Source organism: Pedobacter changchengzhani, assembly GCF_004354365.1.
GTDB classification, from domain to species: Bacteria; Bacteroidota; Bacteroidia; order Sphingobacteriales; family Sphingobacteriaceae; genus Pedobacter; species Pedobacter changchengzhani.
In genome coordinates, this window is record NZ_SJCY01000003.1 from 297,117 (window position 1) to 312,460 (window position 15,344).

The 15,344-nt window shown below is 35.0% G+C and carries 12 protein-coding genes; 5 read left to right on the plus strand and 7 right to left on the minus strand.

The annotated features are described in order from the left end of the window. Positions 1-13 precede the first annotated feature (13 nt). Together EZJ43_RS06425 and EZJ43_RS06430 are read right to left on the minus strand one after the other, a co-directional pair. Positions 14-1,633 (minus strand): amidase, encoded by a 1,620-nt coding sequence (locus tag EZJ43_RS06425; protein WP_133261857.1) that lies wholly within the window; start codon positions 1,631-1,633, stop codon positions 14-16. A 178-nt stretch (positions 1,634-1,811) separates the two neighbouring features. Continuing rightward, the gene (locus EZJ43_RS06430) at positions 1,812-3,644 is read right to left on the minus strand and encodes an ATP-binding protein (protein WP_133261858.1); all 1,833 of its coding nucleotides are present in this window, start codon (positions 3,642-3,644) and stop codon (positions 1,812-1,814) included. Between the two features lie 616 nt (positions 3,645-4,260). Between EZJ43_RS06430 and EZJ43_RS06435 the strand changes: the two genes are divergently transcribed. The 5 genes from EZJ43_RS06435 to EZJ43_RS06455 all read left to right on the plus strand — a co-directional run bounded on the left by EZJ43_RS06435 (position 4,261) and on the right by EZJ43_RS06455 (position 8,963). Beyond that, positions 4,261-4,509, plus strand: coding sequence for a type B 50S ribosomal protein L31 (locus EZJ43_RS06435; protein WP_133261859.1), 249 nt, complete (start codon positions 4,261-4,263; stop codon positions 4,507-4,509). A 154-nt stretch (positions 4,510-4,663) separates the two neighbouring features. After that, entirely contained in the window at positions 4,664-5,833 is a 1,170-nt protein-coding gene (locus tag EZJ43_RS06440) for a GlmU family protein (protein WP_133261860.1), read from the plus strand. Between the two features lie 140 nt (positions 5,834-5,973). Next, positions 5,974-6,735 carry a triose-phosphate isomerase gene (tpiA, locus tag EZJ43_RS06445; protein ID WP_133261861.1) on the plus strand — a complete coding sequence of 254 codons (762 nt, stop codon included), beginning with the start codon at positions 5,974-5,976 and terminating at the stop codon, positions 6,733-6,735. Further along, on the plus strand, positions 6,736-7,581 hold the full coding sequence (gene prmA, locus EZJ43_RS06450; protein WP_133261862.1) for a 50S ribosomal protein L11 methyltransferase: 846 nt from the start codon (positions 6,736-6,738) through the stop codon (positions 7,579-7,581). Between the two features lie 29 nt (positions 7,582-7,610). Next, positions 7,611-8,963: a UDP-N-acetylmuramate--L-alanine ligase gene (locus EZJ43_RS06455; protein ID WP_133261863.1), complete on the plus strand. Its 1,353-nt coding sequence runs from the start codon at positions 7,611-7,613 to the stop codon at positions 8,961-8,963. 293 nt (positions 8,964-9,256) lie between these two features. On the opposite strand, the gene EZJ43_RS06460 is transcribed toward EZJ43_RS06455, so the two are convergent. The 5 genes from EZJ43_RS06460 to EZJ43_RS06480 all read right to left on the minus strand — a co-directional run bounded on the left by EZJ43_RS06460 (position 9,257) and on the right by EZJ43_RS06480 (position 15,311). Beyond that, entirely contained in the window at positions 9,257-10,375 is a 1,119-nt protein-coding gene (locus EZJ43_RS06460) for a GNAT family N-acetyltransferase (RefSeq protein ID WP_133261864.1), read from the minus strand. A gap of 75 nt (positions 10,376-10,450) precedes the next feature. Then, a complete protein-coding gene (locus tag EZJ43_RS06465; RefSeq protein ID WP_133261865.1) occupies positions 10,451-10,648 on the minus strand; it encodes a hypothetical protein in 198 nt (65 codons plus the stop codon). Positions 10,649-10,735: 87 nt separating this feature from the next. After that, a complete protein-coding gene (scpB, locus tag EZJ43_RS06470) occupies positions 10,736-11,302 on the minus strand; it encodes an SMC-Scp complex subunit ScpB (protein ID WP_133261866.1) in 567 nt (188 codons plus the stop codon). Positions 11,303-11,557: 255 nt separating this feature from the next. Further along, positions 11,558-14,464: a ligand-binding sensor domain-containing protein gene (locus tag EZJ43_RS06475; protein ID WP_133261867.1), complete on the minus strand. Its 2,907-nt coding sequence runs from the start codon at positions 14,462-14,464 to the stop codon at positions 11,558-11,560. 67 nt (positions 14,465-14,531) lie between these two features. Then, positions 14,532-15,311, minus strand: coding sequence for a LytR/AlgR family response regulator transcription factor (locus tag EZJ43_RS06480; protein ID WP_133261868.1), 780 nt, complete (start codon positions 15,309-15,311; stop codon positions 14,532-14,534). Positions 15,312-15,344: the final 33 nt, after the last annotated feature.

Below are 15,344 nucleotides of genomic sequence, written 5' to 3' on the forward strand. Positions count from 1 at the left end.
TAATATATTGCTATTAAACCCCCGAAGAAAAGTTGCTGTTCTTTAAAAATTTAGGTGCTTTTCGGTGTTTAGTGGCTTGCTCAAAAGCGTAGCCAAATGCCAAAACAACTGGTTCTTGGTAAGCCCCTGCGAAAATTGATAAACCCACCGGAAGTTCGAATAATCTACCCATGGGTACCGTAATGTGTGGGTAACCTGCCATAGCTGCTGGTGAAGCAAAATAAAAATCATCACCATAATCGCCGTTAAAAAGATCAATTAGCGAAGGGATACCGTAACTAGTGCCTACAACTGCATCTAATTTATTTTTCTCCATCAAATTGCTAATTATGTTTTTAGCAGAATTAATTTTGGCTAAATTTGCTTTATAAGTTGGGCTACTTAAATCGGTTTCCTTATTGCTAGCCTCTAATATTTCTTGTTTAAAATAGGGCATCGCAATAGCTTCGTTCTCTTTATTAAACGCAATAACATCGGTTAAAGTTTTTACTTTCGCGTTTGCCTTGGCCAAGTAAGCATTTACACCAGCTTTAAATTCTGGTTGTAAAACACTGGCTCTGCCAATTGCTTCCATATCTTTTAGTAACTCTATTTCAATAATCTCTGCTCCTAATTCTTTTAATTTTTCAATGGCTGATTTATACAATGCTACTACGCCTTCGTGTCCGTTTAAAAAAGATTTCTCTATGCCCAATCTTTTCCCCTTTAAAGCATCAGTCTTCAAAAACTGCGTATAATCACTATAAGTTTTGCCTTCACTAGTTTTGGTAATGGCGTCATCACGATCAACGCCAGTTAATGCGCCCAATAAAATTGCTGTATCGGTTACAGTGCGACACATTGTGCCAGCAGTATCTTGTGTGGTAGAAATTGGAATAATCCCGCTGCGGCTCCATAAACCAACGGTGGGCTTAAAGCCTACAACGCCGCAGTACGAAGCGGGAGCAATAATAGAACCATTAGTTTCGGTACCAATGGCAATTGCACATAAATTTGCAGAAACCGCTGCGCCCGAACCCGAACTCGAACCACTCGGACTTCGATCTAAAATATAAGGATTTTTTGTTTGTCCACCTCGGCTACTCCAGCCACTACATGACCGGTTGGAACGGAAATTCGCCCACTCGCTTAAGTTGGTTTTTCCTAAAAGTACCGCGCCAGCTTCTCTAAGTTTTGTTACAATAAAAGCATCAGCCGATGCAACATTACCTTCTAAAGCCAAAGAACCCGCAGTAGTTTGCATTTTATCTCCGGTGTTAATGTTGTCTTTTATCAAAATAGGAATTCCATGTAATGGCCCCCTATTGTTACCTCGTTTACGTTCCTCATCCATTTTTACTGCTATGGCCAATGCATCTGGATTAAGTTCGATAATTGCGTTTAATTTTGGTCCATTTTTATCTATTTGGGCTATACGCCTTAAATACATTTCTGTTAATGTTTTTGAAGAAATTTTTCCGTTTTGCATTTTTGCTTGAAGCTCATCTACTGTAATTTCATTTAATTCGAAATCAGCAATAAAATCTACCTCATCGTTTTTTATTAATGATAACGGCATTGCTATTGCCGAAAAGCTAATAGTTGACAGTGCACTTACGGTTGCAGTATTTTTTAGAAAGTTTCTTCTGTTCATAAAATGAGATTAGGTTATTGTTATAAAGATAGTTTACTAATTGTTAATGCCTAAATCTTCAGACAAAAAGCTAAAGTAGAAACTTGAAAAAATACAGCTCATAACAAAGAATGTTGTTAAAAGGTAATATTTAAATTCGATTTTTTGCTATTTTGAACGCTCATCCTCAGGTTTTTAATTAGCATTTTATTTCACTTTCTACTACTGCGCTAACACCAGTAAGTTGTTTTATTTTAGCGAATAATTGCTCGGGATCAAATGGTTTTGGTAAAACATCATTAATGCCTGCCAACAGGTTTTTCTCTATTACAGCATCGTTAACATCCGCCGTAATGGCGATAATTGGTGTACTTGCTTTAACTTTATCATCTAAATTACGTATGCAAACCGTCGCCTCATAGCCATCCATTTCCGGCATGTAGAGATCCATTAATATAACATCGTAATTGTTTTCCTCAACCTTTGTTAAGGCAATTCTACCGTTCTCAGCAACATCCGGCACAACATTCCAGCGTTCTAATGTCTTTTTAATAACCAAAATATTTACCAGATTATCTTCGGCTACCAAAATTTTAAGGTGCGAAAGTTCTGTTTTCCCGTTATCGGTTTCTTTAAAGTTTTGGGTGCTAACCTGCTGATAATTAAAATTTATATTAAAAGAAATTCTAGTGCCTACGTTTGGCTTGCTCAATAAGCTAATTTTGCTACCAAACATATTTAACACTTTTTTTACAATAGTTAAGCCAAGTCCGGTGCCGCCGTAATTTCTATTAATACTGGGCGTGGCTTGCACGTAAGCCTCAAATATATTTTCTTGTCTTTCTGTTTCTACACCTATTCCAGTATCCTCAACAATGAACATTACGTCCATCATGTTGGCATCAATTTGCTGTACTTTAACGGTTAAACTGATGCTTCCTTTACCTGTAAATTTAACGGCATTGTTTAGCAAGTTTGATAAAACCTGCGTTAAGCGAGTTGGGTCGCTTATCACATATTTATTTTTTAGAATTTCATCTATATGCAGCGATAAATGGAGCAATTTTTCCTCGGCTTTTAATTTAATACTCGAAAAATTACTCTGTATCAGCGCAGAAATATCAAAAGCAAAATTTTCTAACCTTGCTTTATCTGATGAAAATTTATTGAAATCTAGAATATTGTTTACCAATAATAAAAGGTTCTCTGCAGAAAACTTTAATACAGCGAGATTTTCCTCTTGGTCTTCGCGCGGGTTTTGAAGTAATAGTGCGTTCGATATGCCAATTACGCCGTTTAATGGCGTGCGTAACTCATGCGACATTGTGGATAGAAACTCCATCCTCGCGTTAGATAGATTTTCAACATCGTGCAAGCTGGTTTTAAGTTTCTCGTTAATTTCGTTCAGTGCATTTTTGGTGTTTGTTAAACTAACGAAGTTTTTGTTAAAAGTTTTAAAGAAATAATATTGAAGAAATGTAATAAACACGAAATTATAATAGGTTGCAAAAATGTAGGTAAGCTGACTAACCTCATGTGGACCTGTGCCAATGTAGAAGTAATTTTTATTGTCTATAGCGGTGTAAATCATCACCGGCAGGATATTTATGATGGAGTAAAACCAACCCCATTTTAAGCCATGCATGTAAAAACTGAGCAAAATACCTAGCCAAACAAATTGTATGGTTTCTAAATTTACATTTTGAACATATATAGAAATATTAGTGTAAACACCTAATGTGCAAACAATAAGTATTACGTGTGATGCGATTTTCCAAGCATGAGTAAAATACGTTATCGCGATAAGTGAAATCGTAATTACAAAAACTATACTTACTCTTATTAAATGCAATTTTTCGCCCGCAATGAAGTAAGATATCGTCAGTACGCCCGTAAACAGAAGATAGCATACCAAAATGTAAGATAGCATTCTGATTCTTGCGCGATTGATGGGGTTAGGTTCTTTAATTAGGAAGTGATTAAAAATCCCACCAATTTTATTGAACGCTAAAGATATTAAGTTAGATTGCATAAGGGGTATAATACTCCGCAAGCAAGATACAACAAAATTTAAGATTTTTAAAAAATAGGTTTTTGGTTTCTGCGAAATGTTTGCTCAAACTAAGGTAGTTAAGTGAGTTTGGGAAGGGTTTGTACGACGACTTGTTATAGGTTTGCTTTCATTTTTTTATTTGGTGGTGTTTTACAATACCGAGGTTTCGGGATGATTTGCTTTCATTCTTTGAAATACTGATATTTAGCAATCCCGAAGTTTCGGGATGATTTGCTTTCACATTTTGAAATACAATCACAATAAGGATTATTCCGTTGTGAAAACATTTAAGGTGGGGATCATATCCTCGCCTTCTTTTTTGCCTTAAATTTTTCGCCAGTCTAACTTTTTTACAAAAAACCTGGAGGTTTTCCAGCTTTAACTAAAATGCGACTAATGATATAAGTTTCAGCGTCAATTTTAGCGTTCTAAAATATTTAATTTTCAGTTTGCAAATCAGAAATAAATTTAAGATATTTGCATCCTCTAAAACAGAGATAGAAAAGATAAATAGAAAATATCATTACCGTTGTTGCCAGCAAATTGCAAAAATGTTTTTTGATTTTTCACCCAAATAACTTAAAATAATATTACAATGAAAAAAGATTTGCACCCAACAACTTACAGACCAGTTGTTTTCAAGGATATGTCTAACGAATATGCTTTCTTAACAAAATCTTGTGTAGAGACTAAGGAAACTGTTAAATGGGAAGATGGTAATGAGTATCCTCTATATAAATTAGAGATTTCTCACATGTCGCACCCTTTTTATACTGGTAAAATGAAATTGGTTGATACTGCAGGACGTATCGATAAATTCAAAAACCGTTACGCTAAGAAATAATTTAGCAATAAAAAAACATTTTTTAAAGTCCCTTTGCCAAAAGCATCGGGACTTTTTTTATTTTTGTAGCTTATGACACCATCATAATTTTGCGCATTTAAAAAAATAAATAAATTATGATAGCTTCATTACCATTGAAACCGACTTTATACCAATGAAAATCAATTTATTTGATGATTCGTCTTGGCACTCGCTTAGACCACTTACCTTCACCAGGCCAGTAGCCGATTTAAGAATAGGCATTTTAACAATCGCAGAGAAATGGGGCAAACATCTAAATGCAGATTTTGGCTACATTACTCAAGATTATCTTTCGATAAAATATGCACCCAAATCAGCATCCATTTTTATAAATGGTTCTGTTTGTCCGAATGAAACTTTGCTAGATGCTGTACAAAATCTAAAACATGGGCAGGCGATTTACGCCAACCAACTTTGTTTGGCTTTTAAAACCGAAGGAGATTTTACGAGCCAACCCAATATAGAAAAATTTGATAAAGTGATTTTTGATGCTGATTTTGTAAGGATCGAATTTGCAGAAGATATTTTTAAATGGAATCCGAACGAAATTAGAGAAGATTTTAAATTGATTACCAAGGGCAGAACATCAGCATCTTTGAGCTCCACTAATACTTTTCTAGGAGATAATATTTTTGTTGAGGAAGGTGCCGAAGCAGAATGTGCTATTTTTAACAGTAAGCTTGGTCCAATTTACTTGGGTAAAAACAGCGAAGTGTGGGAGGGAAGCATCGTGCGCGGTTCATTTGCGCTTTGCGAAAACTCCTCATTAAAAATGGGGGCGAAAATTTATTCGGGCACAACTATTGGTCCGCATAGCCGTGTAGGTGGCGAAGTAAATAATTCGGTTATTTGGGGTTATTCATCCAAAGGGCACGAAGGTTATTTAGGCAACTCGGTTTTAGGGCAATGGTGCAACATCGGCGCAGATACCAATAACTCTAACCTTAAAAATAATTATGCTGAGGTTAAGTTGTGGGATTACGATAAAAAAGGTTTCCGTAAAACGGGACTGCAATTTTGTGGATTAATTATGGCCGATCATGCTAAATGTGGCATTAACACCATGTTTAACACTGGAACTGTAGCGGGTGTAAGCGCAAATGTTTTTGGTGCTGGCTTTCCACGAAATTTTATTCCTGATTTTGCTTGGGGCGGCGCGCATGGTTTTGAAGTGTACACGCTAAAGAAAATGTTCGAAACTGCCGAAAAAGTATATGCCCGTAAAGACTCGAGTTTTGACGAAATTGAAAAAGAAATTTTAACAAAAGTTTTTGAATTAACGAGTGAATATAGACCTTTTTAGAAAGTTGAAAGGTTGAAGGGTTGGAAGGTTGAAGGTCGGAAAGTTGAAAGGTAAAGTTCGGAATTTTTGCGCTTGTAAACATTTAAACTTTACAACATTCAAACATTGATAACAATAAGAAATAACAATAAAAAAATATAATGAGAAAGAAAATTGTAGCAGGTAACTGGAAAATGAATTTAGATTATAACGAAGGCGTTTCGTTATTTAGCGAAATTGTAAACATGGTTAAAGATGAGCGCAAAGGCGATCAAATTGCCATCATTTGTTCTCCATTTATTCATTTAAACAGTTTAGCAAAATTGGGTGGAAACGACGTAAAAATTGGTGCTCAGAATATTCATGATAAAGAAAACGGTGCCTATACAGGTGAAATTTCTGCTAAAATGGTAAAATCTGTTGGTGCAGAATATGTTATTTTAGGTCACTCAGAACGCAGACAATACCAGGCAGAAAGTGATGAACTTTTAGCCTCGAAAACTAAAATTGCGTTGGCTCATGGTTTAACACCAATTTTTTGCATCGGCGAAACTTTAGATGAACGCAATAACGGAAGTTACTATGAAGTGTTGAAAAAACAATTGGTACACGGTATTTTCAGTTTAACTGAAACAGATTTTAGAAAGTTAGTAATTGCTTATGAGCCAGTTTGGGCTATTGGTACAGGTTTAACGGCTTCGCCAGAGCAAGCGCAAGATATTCATGCTTTTATCCGCAGTGAAATTGAAGCAAATTATGGCTTTAATGTGGCTGATGATACTACAATTTTATACGGAGGAAGTTGCAATCCATCAAATGCAGCAACGTTGTTCGCTCAGAAAGATATTGATGGCGGTTTAATTGGTGGTGCATCGTTAAAGTCTCGCGATTTTACAGACATTATTAAAGCATTAAATAGCTAAATGCAGTACATAAAAGCAATATTTACATTTAAAAGTATCGAAGACTATCAACAGGATTTGCTTATTAGCGATTTGGCAGATTTGGGCTTTGATACTTTTGAAGATAGTGAGCAAGGTTTTACTGCCTTCGTTGTCGCAACAAATTTTAACGAAGAGGGCTTAAAAGATTTACTTTCTGGTTACACTGAAGATTTTTCTACAACATATACGTTAGAAAACGTTGCCGATGAAAACTGGAATGCAGCGTGGGAGAAGAATTTTAGTCCGCTTATTGTGGATGACGTTTGTTATGTGCGGGCTACCTTTCACCAGCCTCAACCATCATATCCTTACGAAATTATTATTGATCCGAAAATGGCTTTCGGTACGGGTCATCATCAAACCACCACCATGGTTATGCAGTATATTTTAGTGGCTGATGTTAAAGACAAAGCCATTCTGGATATGGGTTGCGGAACCGGTATTTTAGCCATTTTAGCAGCAAAACTTGGTGCTAAAAGTTTGGTGGCAATTGATTATGATGATATTTGCTATGAAAGCACTTTAGAAAACGCTGCATTAAATAATGTAAATAATCTAACTGCGCTTTGCGGAAGTAAAGAAGTGATACCGAATGAAGAATTTGATGTGATTTTTGCGAACATTAACCGAAATATATTGCTCGATCAAATTCATCGCTATGCGGAAGTACTAAAAAAAGGCGGAAAAATATTTTTTAGTGGCTTTTATTTAAACCCTGATTTGGGTATGATTAAAGAAGAATGTGTTAAATACGGAATAGAATATTTCGATCATAAACAAAATGGCGATTGGGTTGCCGCACAGTTTGTTAAACAAATTAGCTAATTAGCTAATTAATAAATTTGCTAATTATAATGAGAATACATTTTATAGCAATTGGCGGTAGTGCGATGCACAATTTAGCCATCGCTTTGTATAAAAAAGGGTTTGAAGTTTCTGGTTCGGATGATGTGGTTTTTGAACCAGCGAAATCTCGATTGGATAAATACGGGTTATTGCCAGCAACAATGGGCTGGGATGAAAGCCGAATTTCGACTGTACTTGATGCTGTTATTTTGGGGATGCATGCAAGAATTGATAATCCAGAATTATTGAAAGCACAAGAACTCGGTGTGAAAATTTACTCCTACCCCGAATATATTTACGAACAGAGCAAAGATAAATTGCGTGTTGTAATTGGTGGTAGCCATGGTAAAACTACCATTACCAGCATGATTTTGCATGTATTAAATTATTGTAAACGCGATTTTGATTACTTGGTGGGCGCCCAGTTAGCAGGGTTTGAAACGATGGTAAAGGTAACAGACGAAGCGCCGATAATGATTATTGAAGGAGACGAATATTTGGCCTCACCGATTGATAGACGACCAAAATTTCATCTTTATAAAGCTAATATTGCTGTAATTAGTGGCATCGCTTGGGATCACATCAATGTTTTTCCTACTTACGCTGATTACACGCATCAGTTTGATAAATTTATTAATACCATTGAAAGTGGTGGTACGCTCATTTATTGTGAAGCCGATGCAGATTTAAAGGAAATTGTTGACGCCTCAAAAGCTACTGTTCATAAAATAGCTTACGGCATTCCAGCCCACCGTATTGAAAGTGGAATTACTTATTTATTACCAGCCAATACGCCACTGCAAATTTTTGGAGATCATAATTTAATGAATTTGAATGCTGCGAAATTAGTTTGTAGTCAACTTTCAATTCATGCTGATGATTTCGATCTGGCAATTGCGTCTTTTACAGGTGCATCGAAACGTCTTGAGGTAATTGCTGCGGATGATTTAACCAATGTTTACAAAGATTTTGCACATTCTCCATCGAAATTAACAGCGACTATTAATGCGGTAAAGGCACAATTTGCAAACCGTAAGCTAATTGCCTGCATTGAGTTACACACGTTTAGCAGTTTAAATAAGGATTTTTTAACGGAGTACGCAGGGGCGATGGATCAAGCAGACGACGCCATCGTTTTCATAGACATCAAATCGTTCGAGCAGAAAAGGATGACGCCTTTTTCTGAGGATGACGTGCAACACGCATTTGCAAACCCAAACCTGAAATTTTTTAATGATGCCGCTAAACTAAAAGAATACTTGTTAAGTTTAAATTACAAAAATGCCAACTTGTTGATGATGAGTTCGGGCAACTATGCAGGGTTTGATTTACCAGCTTTAGCAGCTATGCTAAAGCGGTAATTTTTAACCACAGATAAAGAATAGATAAACACAGATATTTTACGCATAAACTCCCCGCCTTATTTTCAAGGAGGGGGAGTGCTGGATTGTGGAGTGGCGGGGGTTGGTTTTTTTAAAAGACCTATTAAAATTCTCGCCTGTGCGGGAAAGACGCATATTTTTTGGCTTTTTCAACTCCCCGCCTTATTTTCAAGGAGGGGGTGTGTTGGCTTGTGGAGTGGCGGGGGTGGTTTTTTTAAAAGCCCTGTTAAAATTCTTGCCTTTGCGGAAAAGACATTTACCTCTTAAACTTCCTAAAAAATCTTCCTCAACGTTAAATGCTTTTTGCCAAAAGTTGCACCTGTCGCTTGATGAATCGCTAACATTTTATCGTTAAAATCGCCCACCCAGCTTAATTCCAGTTCTTTATATTGATTTTTTGGCAATACATATTCACCCAGTTGAATAAACAGTACCGATTCTAAACCATGCTTTTGAAATTTTGGTTTTGTGCCCATTACGATAGCACGCATTCTATTTACGCCTTTCCAACGCCTGTAAGCAAATTGCAGTTTTTGTATTAATCCTAATTTGCCATTAAAACCTTTAATCATTTGGTTGGCATCGGGAATAAGCACCACAAAAGATGCAGGCTCGCCGTTAAAATATGCAAACTGAATCAAATGCTCGTCCATTATGGGCTCCATGCTTTTAAAGCTTTGTTGTAGAGTTTCCTTTTTTATAGGTACAAAATTTTCGAAATCTTGCCAGCCATCGTTATAAATTTCCATGAGATCGGAAATATATTTATCGGCATTGTTCTTATCGAAATATTCGAATGTGTAACCTGGCTTTTTTCTAACCCAATTGGCAATTTTGGTAAATCGCTCAGGGAAAGGAATTGTTAAGTTAATGTGATTGGTAATTTGTTCGTATTCGGTTACAAAGCCGTAGGTATCGAAAAATTTCTGATAATAAGGGAAATTGTAATTCATACCGAAAGATGGAGGCGTAAAACCTTCTACCAATAAACCCCAAAAGCTATCATTCTCGCCGAAGTTAATTGGCCCATCCATGGCTTTCATACCATGCTCGGCCAGCCATTTTTGTGCGGTAGAAAATAGGAGGTGGGCTGCCTCTTGATTCTCTATACATTCAAAAAAGCCCATCCCGCCAGTTGGTTGTTCATAACCTTGGGCTTTTTTGTCGTTTATAAACGCTGCAACTCTACCTATAAGTTTACCATCAATGCTTTTTAAAACCCATCGTATGCATTTACCATGACTAAAAAAGCTGTTTTTTTTGGGATCAAAAACGTTTTCTATTTCGCTATCTAACGGGCAAATCCAATTTGGATCATTTTTATACAGCGTTTTTGGGACGTTTAAAAAATCATTTTTTAATGATGAATTAGTAACTTGGATAATTTGCATCGGTACGTTTTTAAATTAAAAAGCATCCTACCCATCGGGCGGATGCTTTTTCAAAGGTATATAATTATTTAAAAATTAATAATCGTCATCGTCGTCATCATCGAAATTTTCGAAATTATCTAAATCATCCAATGGTAGATCAAAATCATCATCCTCTTCTACAACTGGTTTTTTAGCCGGACTAGAATTTTCTGAATCTTCATCAAATTCATCTTCGTCACTTACCTGTTTTTTAATAGGTGCTTTTGTTGGGACTTTCTTTGGGGTTTTCATACACAAAATTAAAAAATGCTTTTATACTTTAAAAATACAAAAAATCTTTTTCTATTAAAGAACTGATTTACAAAAAAAATAAAAATATTATTCTTCGGGCATTCCCACTGTATTTTCATCTTTTGCCAAATCTTTCAACTGTGGCAACTGCGTAATGTTGTTTAATCCAAAATAATCCATAAATAAACTGCTCGTACAGTAAAGAATTGGCCTGCCTGGGGTTTCTGCTTTTCCGTTAATACTGATCAGTTCTTTTTCCAACAAACGTTGAACGGAGTAATCGGAATTTACACCCCGAATTTGCTCTATTTCTAATTTAGTAATCGGTTGGCGGTAGGCAATTATGGCTAAAGTTTCCATCGCGGCCTGGCTTAGTTTTTTCTTCGAGCGGTGCAACTGAAGCTGGTTAACCGTTTCATGGTAATCTTTTTTTGTTAAAAACTGATAGCCATTATTCAAATTTACCAGTTCGATGGCAAAATCATCATCGGCATATTTTTTTTGTAAATAATCAATGCCTTCAAATACTTGGTTTTCGATTACTTCTTTGCTAAGCGCCGCGGTTAATGCCAAAATTATTTCTTGTACGCTTATGCTTTGTACTGATGAAAATATTAAAGCTTCGATGTGTTTGGTTAGTTCGGATTGAGGCATTTACAAAACTATCATTTTTAAGCATAAAAAAACGGTCTCGTTTTTAACAAACAAGACCGCCTTTTAACACACAAATGAAACCTGAATTAAGATATAGCTTTAAGTTAGGTTATTAAAATATCTATATCAACCCTATAAGAACGTTTTTTGATAAACACACTATCGTTTATTTCTATAACAAGTTTAAGGCTAAACTGCATTAGTATGTGTTTATATTTAGTGAGTGGTATTAATAATTGAGTAAACGGTAATATGTTACTTTAATGGTATAGAAATAAACACAGTTGTACCAAAATTACTGGTCTGAAATACATTTAACTGTATAGGTTTTGCTTCAATTTGGCTTAAAAGCATTAATCTTTCTTTTGTTAATTGCATGCCTTTACTTACATGATCGGTCTTTTTTGTGCTTCTCGAGTTATCTATGCCAATGCCATCATCAATAATTTCGATATTCAAATGATCGGGTTGTGCAATTTTGATGTTAATTTGGATTTTTCCGCCAGCTTCTTTGGGCATAATGCCATGCCATATTGCATTTTCTACATAAGGTTGTAGTAACATGGAAGGAATTAAGGTTTCGTCTTTATCTATCGCCGGATCTACGTAAATATTATATTGAAGCTTGTTACCAAATCTGTTTTCCTCTAACTTTAAGTAGAGGTTTAAATATTCCAATTCTTCATCTAAAGAAATATAGCTTTTGGTACAAATTTCTAAGTTTTTCCTTATCAAACGAGCAAAGCCTGTAAGCACTTTATTTGCCGAGGCGGTATTTTGAGTATTGATATAATGTTGGATAGAATTCATCACATTAAACACAAAATGTGGGTTCATCATGGCCTGCAATGCCTGTTGCTCCAACATTAATATTTTGTTTTTAACCAGCAACTGCTCCTGTTCCTTGTCTTTTTGTTTGCGCGTAATGTAAACCGCTGTTTTATAAAATAAATAGCCAATAAGCAATACCAATAACCCTAAAAACCATATACTTTGCCAAAAAGGCTTTTCTATTGTAAATGGGATTTTTGCCGTTTGACTCCAATTTCCATTTTGGTTTTTTGCACTTACTTCAAAAGCATAATCGCCGGGTTGTAATGATGAAAAGTCAAGTCTGCGGGTTTTAGTTTCTACCCATTCTGCATCATCATTTAAACGGTAGCGGTAGGTAATATCGCTCGTGGTAAAATCTACGGCACTAAAAGTAAATAGAATGGTATTGTTGTTATAATCAAATTTTAAAAGGCTGCTGTTTAAAGGCAAACGCTGTTTACCTTTTATTATTGAGGTGATGTAGATTTTAGGCGTAGAAGTTAAGGTTTGTTTATCGCTGTAATTAAAATAAACTAAACCCTTATTGGTGGCAAAATATGCTGTTGAATCATCAATATATAAATTGTTTACATCATCAGTTAACAAATCTTTACCATAATCAAAGTTGATTATTTTGGGATTTTTAGTGTAGTCGGAAATTTTGTTTACGCCAGTGTTTGTCAAAATCCAAATTTCGTTGTTTTTAACAAAAAGTTTTTTGCAAATGTTGCTCGATAAGCCATTCGATTTGGAGAGCTGTTTTGTAATTATATTGTCTTTATAAAAAATAACGCCGTATCCATCAGTTGCTAAAACCAACGTGCCATCGGGCAGTTGCATAATGTCGTTTATTCTTTTGGTAAGCAAAATATTTCTTTCATAATGCCTAATTAGCGATCCGTTACCATATTGCCATAATCCTTTTAAGTTAGAAAACCATAAACTACCGTCGCGATCGTAAAAAACGTGGTACGATCGCTCCCTCAAAAAATCATTTTCGGTACTGTAATTTAGCAAGTTGATGTTGAAATTATTAATACGATCGTTGGCATAAATTACGCCTGTAGATAACGCTAGGGCAAATTTATTGTCTTTTTGATTGAGGCTAAAATGCTTTATTACGAACATTAATCCATTTTCTTCCTTTAAATATTTTAATGATGGATTTTTTAAGTTGGTATCACTTATGGCACCTAAACCAAATTCTGACGAGAAAAACATCGATTTATTTTTCTTATCGTAAGTTAATTGGCTTATGCTCTTAAATTTTTCTTCATCTGGAATTTGAATATCATTAATGGTAAAGTTATTTAGATTTAAAATGTTGATGCTCGCATTGTTTGTACCCAGCCACAACTTATTGTTTTCATCTTTTGCAATACTTTTTATCACGTTTGCGGTTAGGCCACTTTCTTTATCCATTACAAATAAGCGGGCATTAACATTTGGCAACATATAAACACCATCGCTAGTGGCAAACCACATATTGTTGGTGTTATCTTTAATGGTTTGGTTAACGGATATATTATCCAAATACGATGTTGTTTTATTGTTTTTATCGATAACAAATGCACCGTTGTTGTTAGATAGCCACACCTGCTTCGCACTTTCATCGTAATAAAAATAACCAGAAATATTTTTAATTAACTTTTGATTAATCTTTAAAACCTCGGTTACTACTTTCTTTTTAAAATATTTTAAACCTGTTTCATCTAAATAAAAAAGTGCATGTGCAGGTGTGTTAATTGCACTTCGATAGGATAGAAGATCCACTTTTTCGGGCACAATCGTAAAGTTTTTACCATCAAATTTCTGGGTACTTTTATTACTGAACGAAAAAATGTTTCCTTCGCCGTCTTCATGTAAAAAGGCATTTGCAAATTTCTCGTTTGGGTATTTTGAAGTATATTTTTTAATTGATTTACCATCCCACTTAACAATTAAATTGGTATTGGTGCCCAACCAAATATTTCCTTTATTATCTTGTAAAAAGGAAACGATGATGGTGTTAAAGTTTAGTTGCTTTAATAATGTATCGTTATTTTGATTGTAGAATTTCCCATTATCTAAGTAGCCCAATTGTCCATTTAAGGTTAAAAACCAAAGTTTCCCTTGCCTATCTTCTTTAAGCTGTAAAATCTGTGTATCGGGTAAACCATCTTCTATAGAAAAATTTTGGAAATTTGCACCATCAAAACGACTTAAGCCACCGTCTGTTGCAATCCAGATGAAACCTCTTTTATCTTGTAGTATATAATAGCAGTTGTTACTTGGTAACCCATTTTTGGTGGTAAAATGTTGTAAATATGTTCGCTGGGCAAAGCTGCTTACGGTTGTAAAAATCAGCATAAGTAAAAGCGCACACTGATATACCCTAGATAATGTGTTTTTGTATTTTAAACCTGATGGTGTTAATTTATTTATCACTATGTGCTTTTGTGTAACTTTTAATTTTTTCGAAAAAATCACTTGCTCGTCTTCTCGATACATTTATGCTTTCGCCATTTTTAAGTAAAGCTAATAATCCATTTTTCGAATTGTACTCTTTCAAATAATTTAAGTTAATAATGCTCGATTTATGAATTCTAAAAAACTGATCCGTTGGTAAAATTTCTTCAAATTCTCGCAGTACTTTCGAAACTGCAATTTTATCGTGGTTATTTAAATGAAATATAGAGTAATTGCTATCTGCTTCAATGTGAATAATGTCGTCAATATCCACAATTTTAAACCCTTGGCCAAAAGGAAGCGTTATTTTTTTAATTTCTAAACGACTGTTCAACGTAGTGGCTAAATTGTTTATGCGGTCGTCATGTTCAACATTAGTCTCTCTTAAATTAAAATACGCAGTCACTTTATCAACTGCAATAACTAATTCTTCAATATCAATTGGTTTTAATAAATAATCTAGTGCATTTGCTTTAATGGCTTTTAGGGCATACTGATCATAAGCGGTGGTAAAAATAACCATTGCTTTATTTAATTGTGCGTGTGCAATTAATTCGAAACCATTTTCGCCTGGCATGGCGATATCTAAAAATATTAAATTAATGGTATGGTGATCGAGAATTTCCTTCGCTTCGGCAACAGAGCGTGCTATACCAGTAATTTCTACGTTAGGACAGTTTTGTTGCAACAGAAAAAAAAGTGATGAACGGGCAAATTCCTCATCATCAACAATTATAGCTTTTAACATGGTTTAAATATAGGTTTTTGAAAGTATTAAATC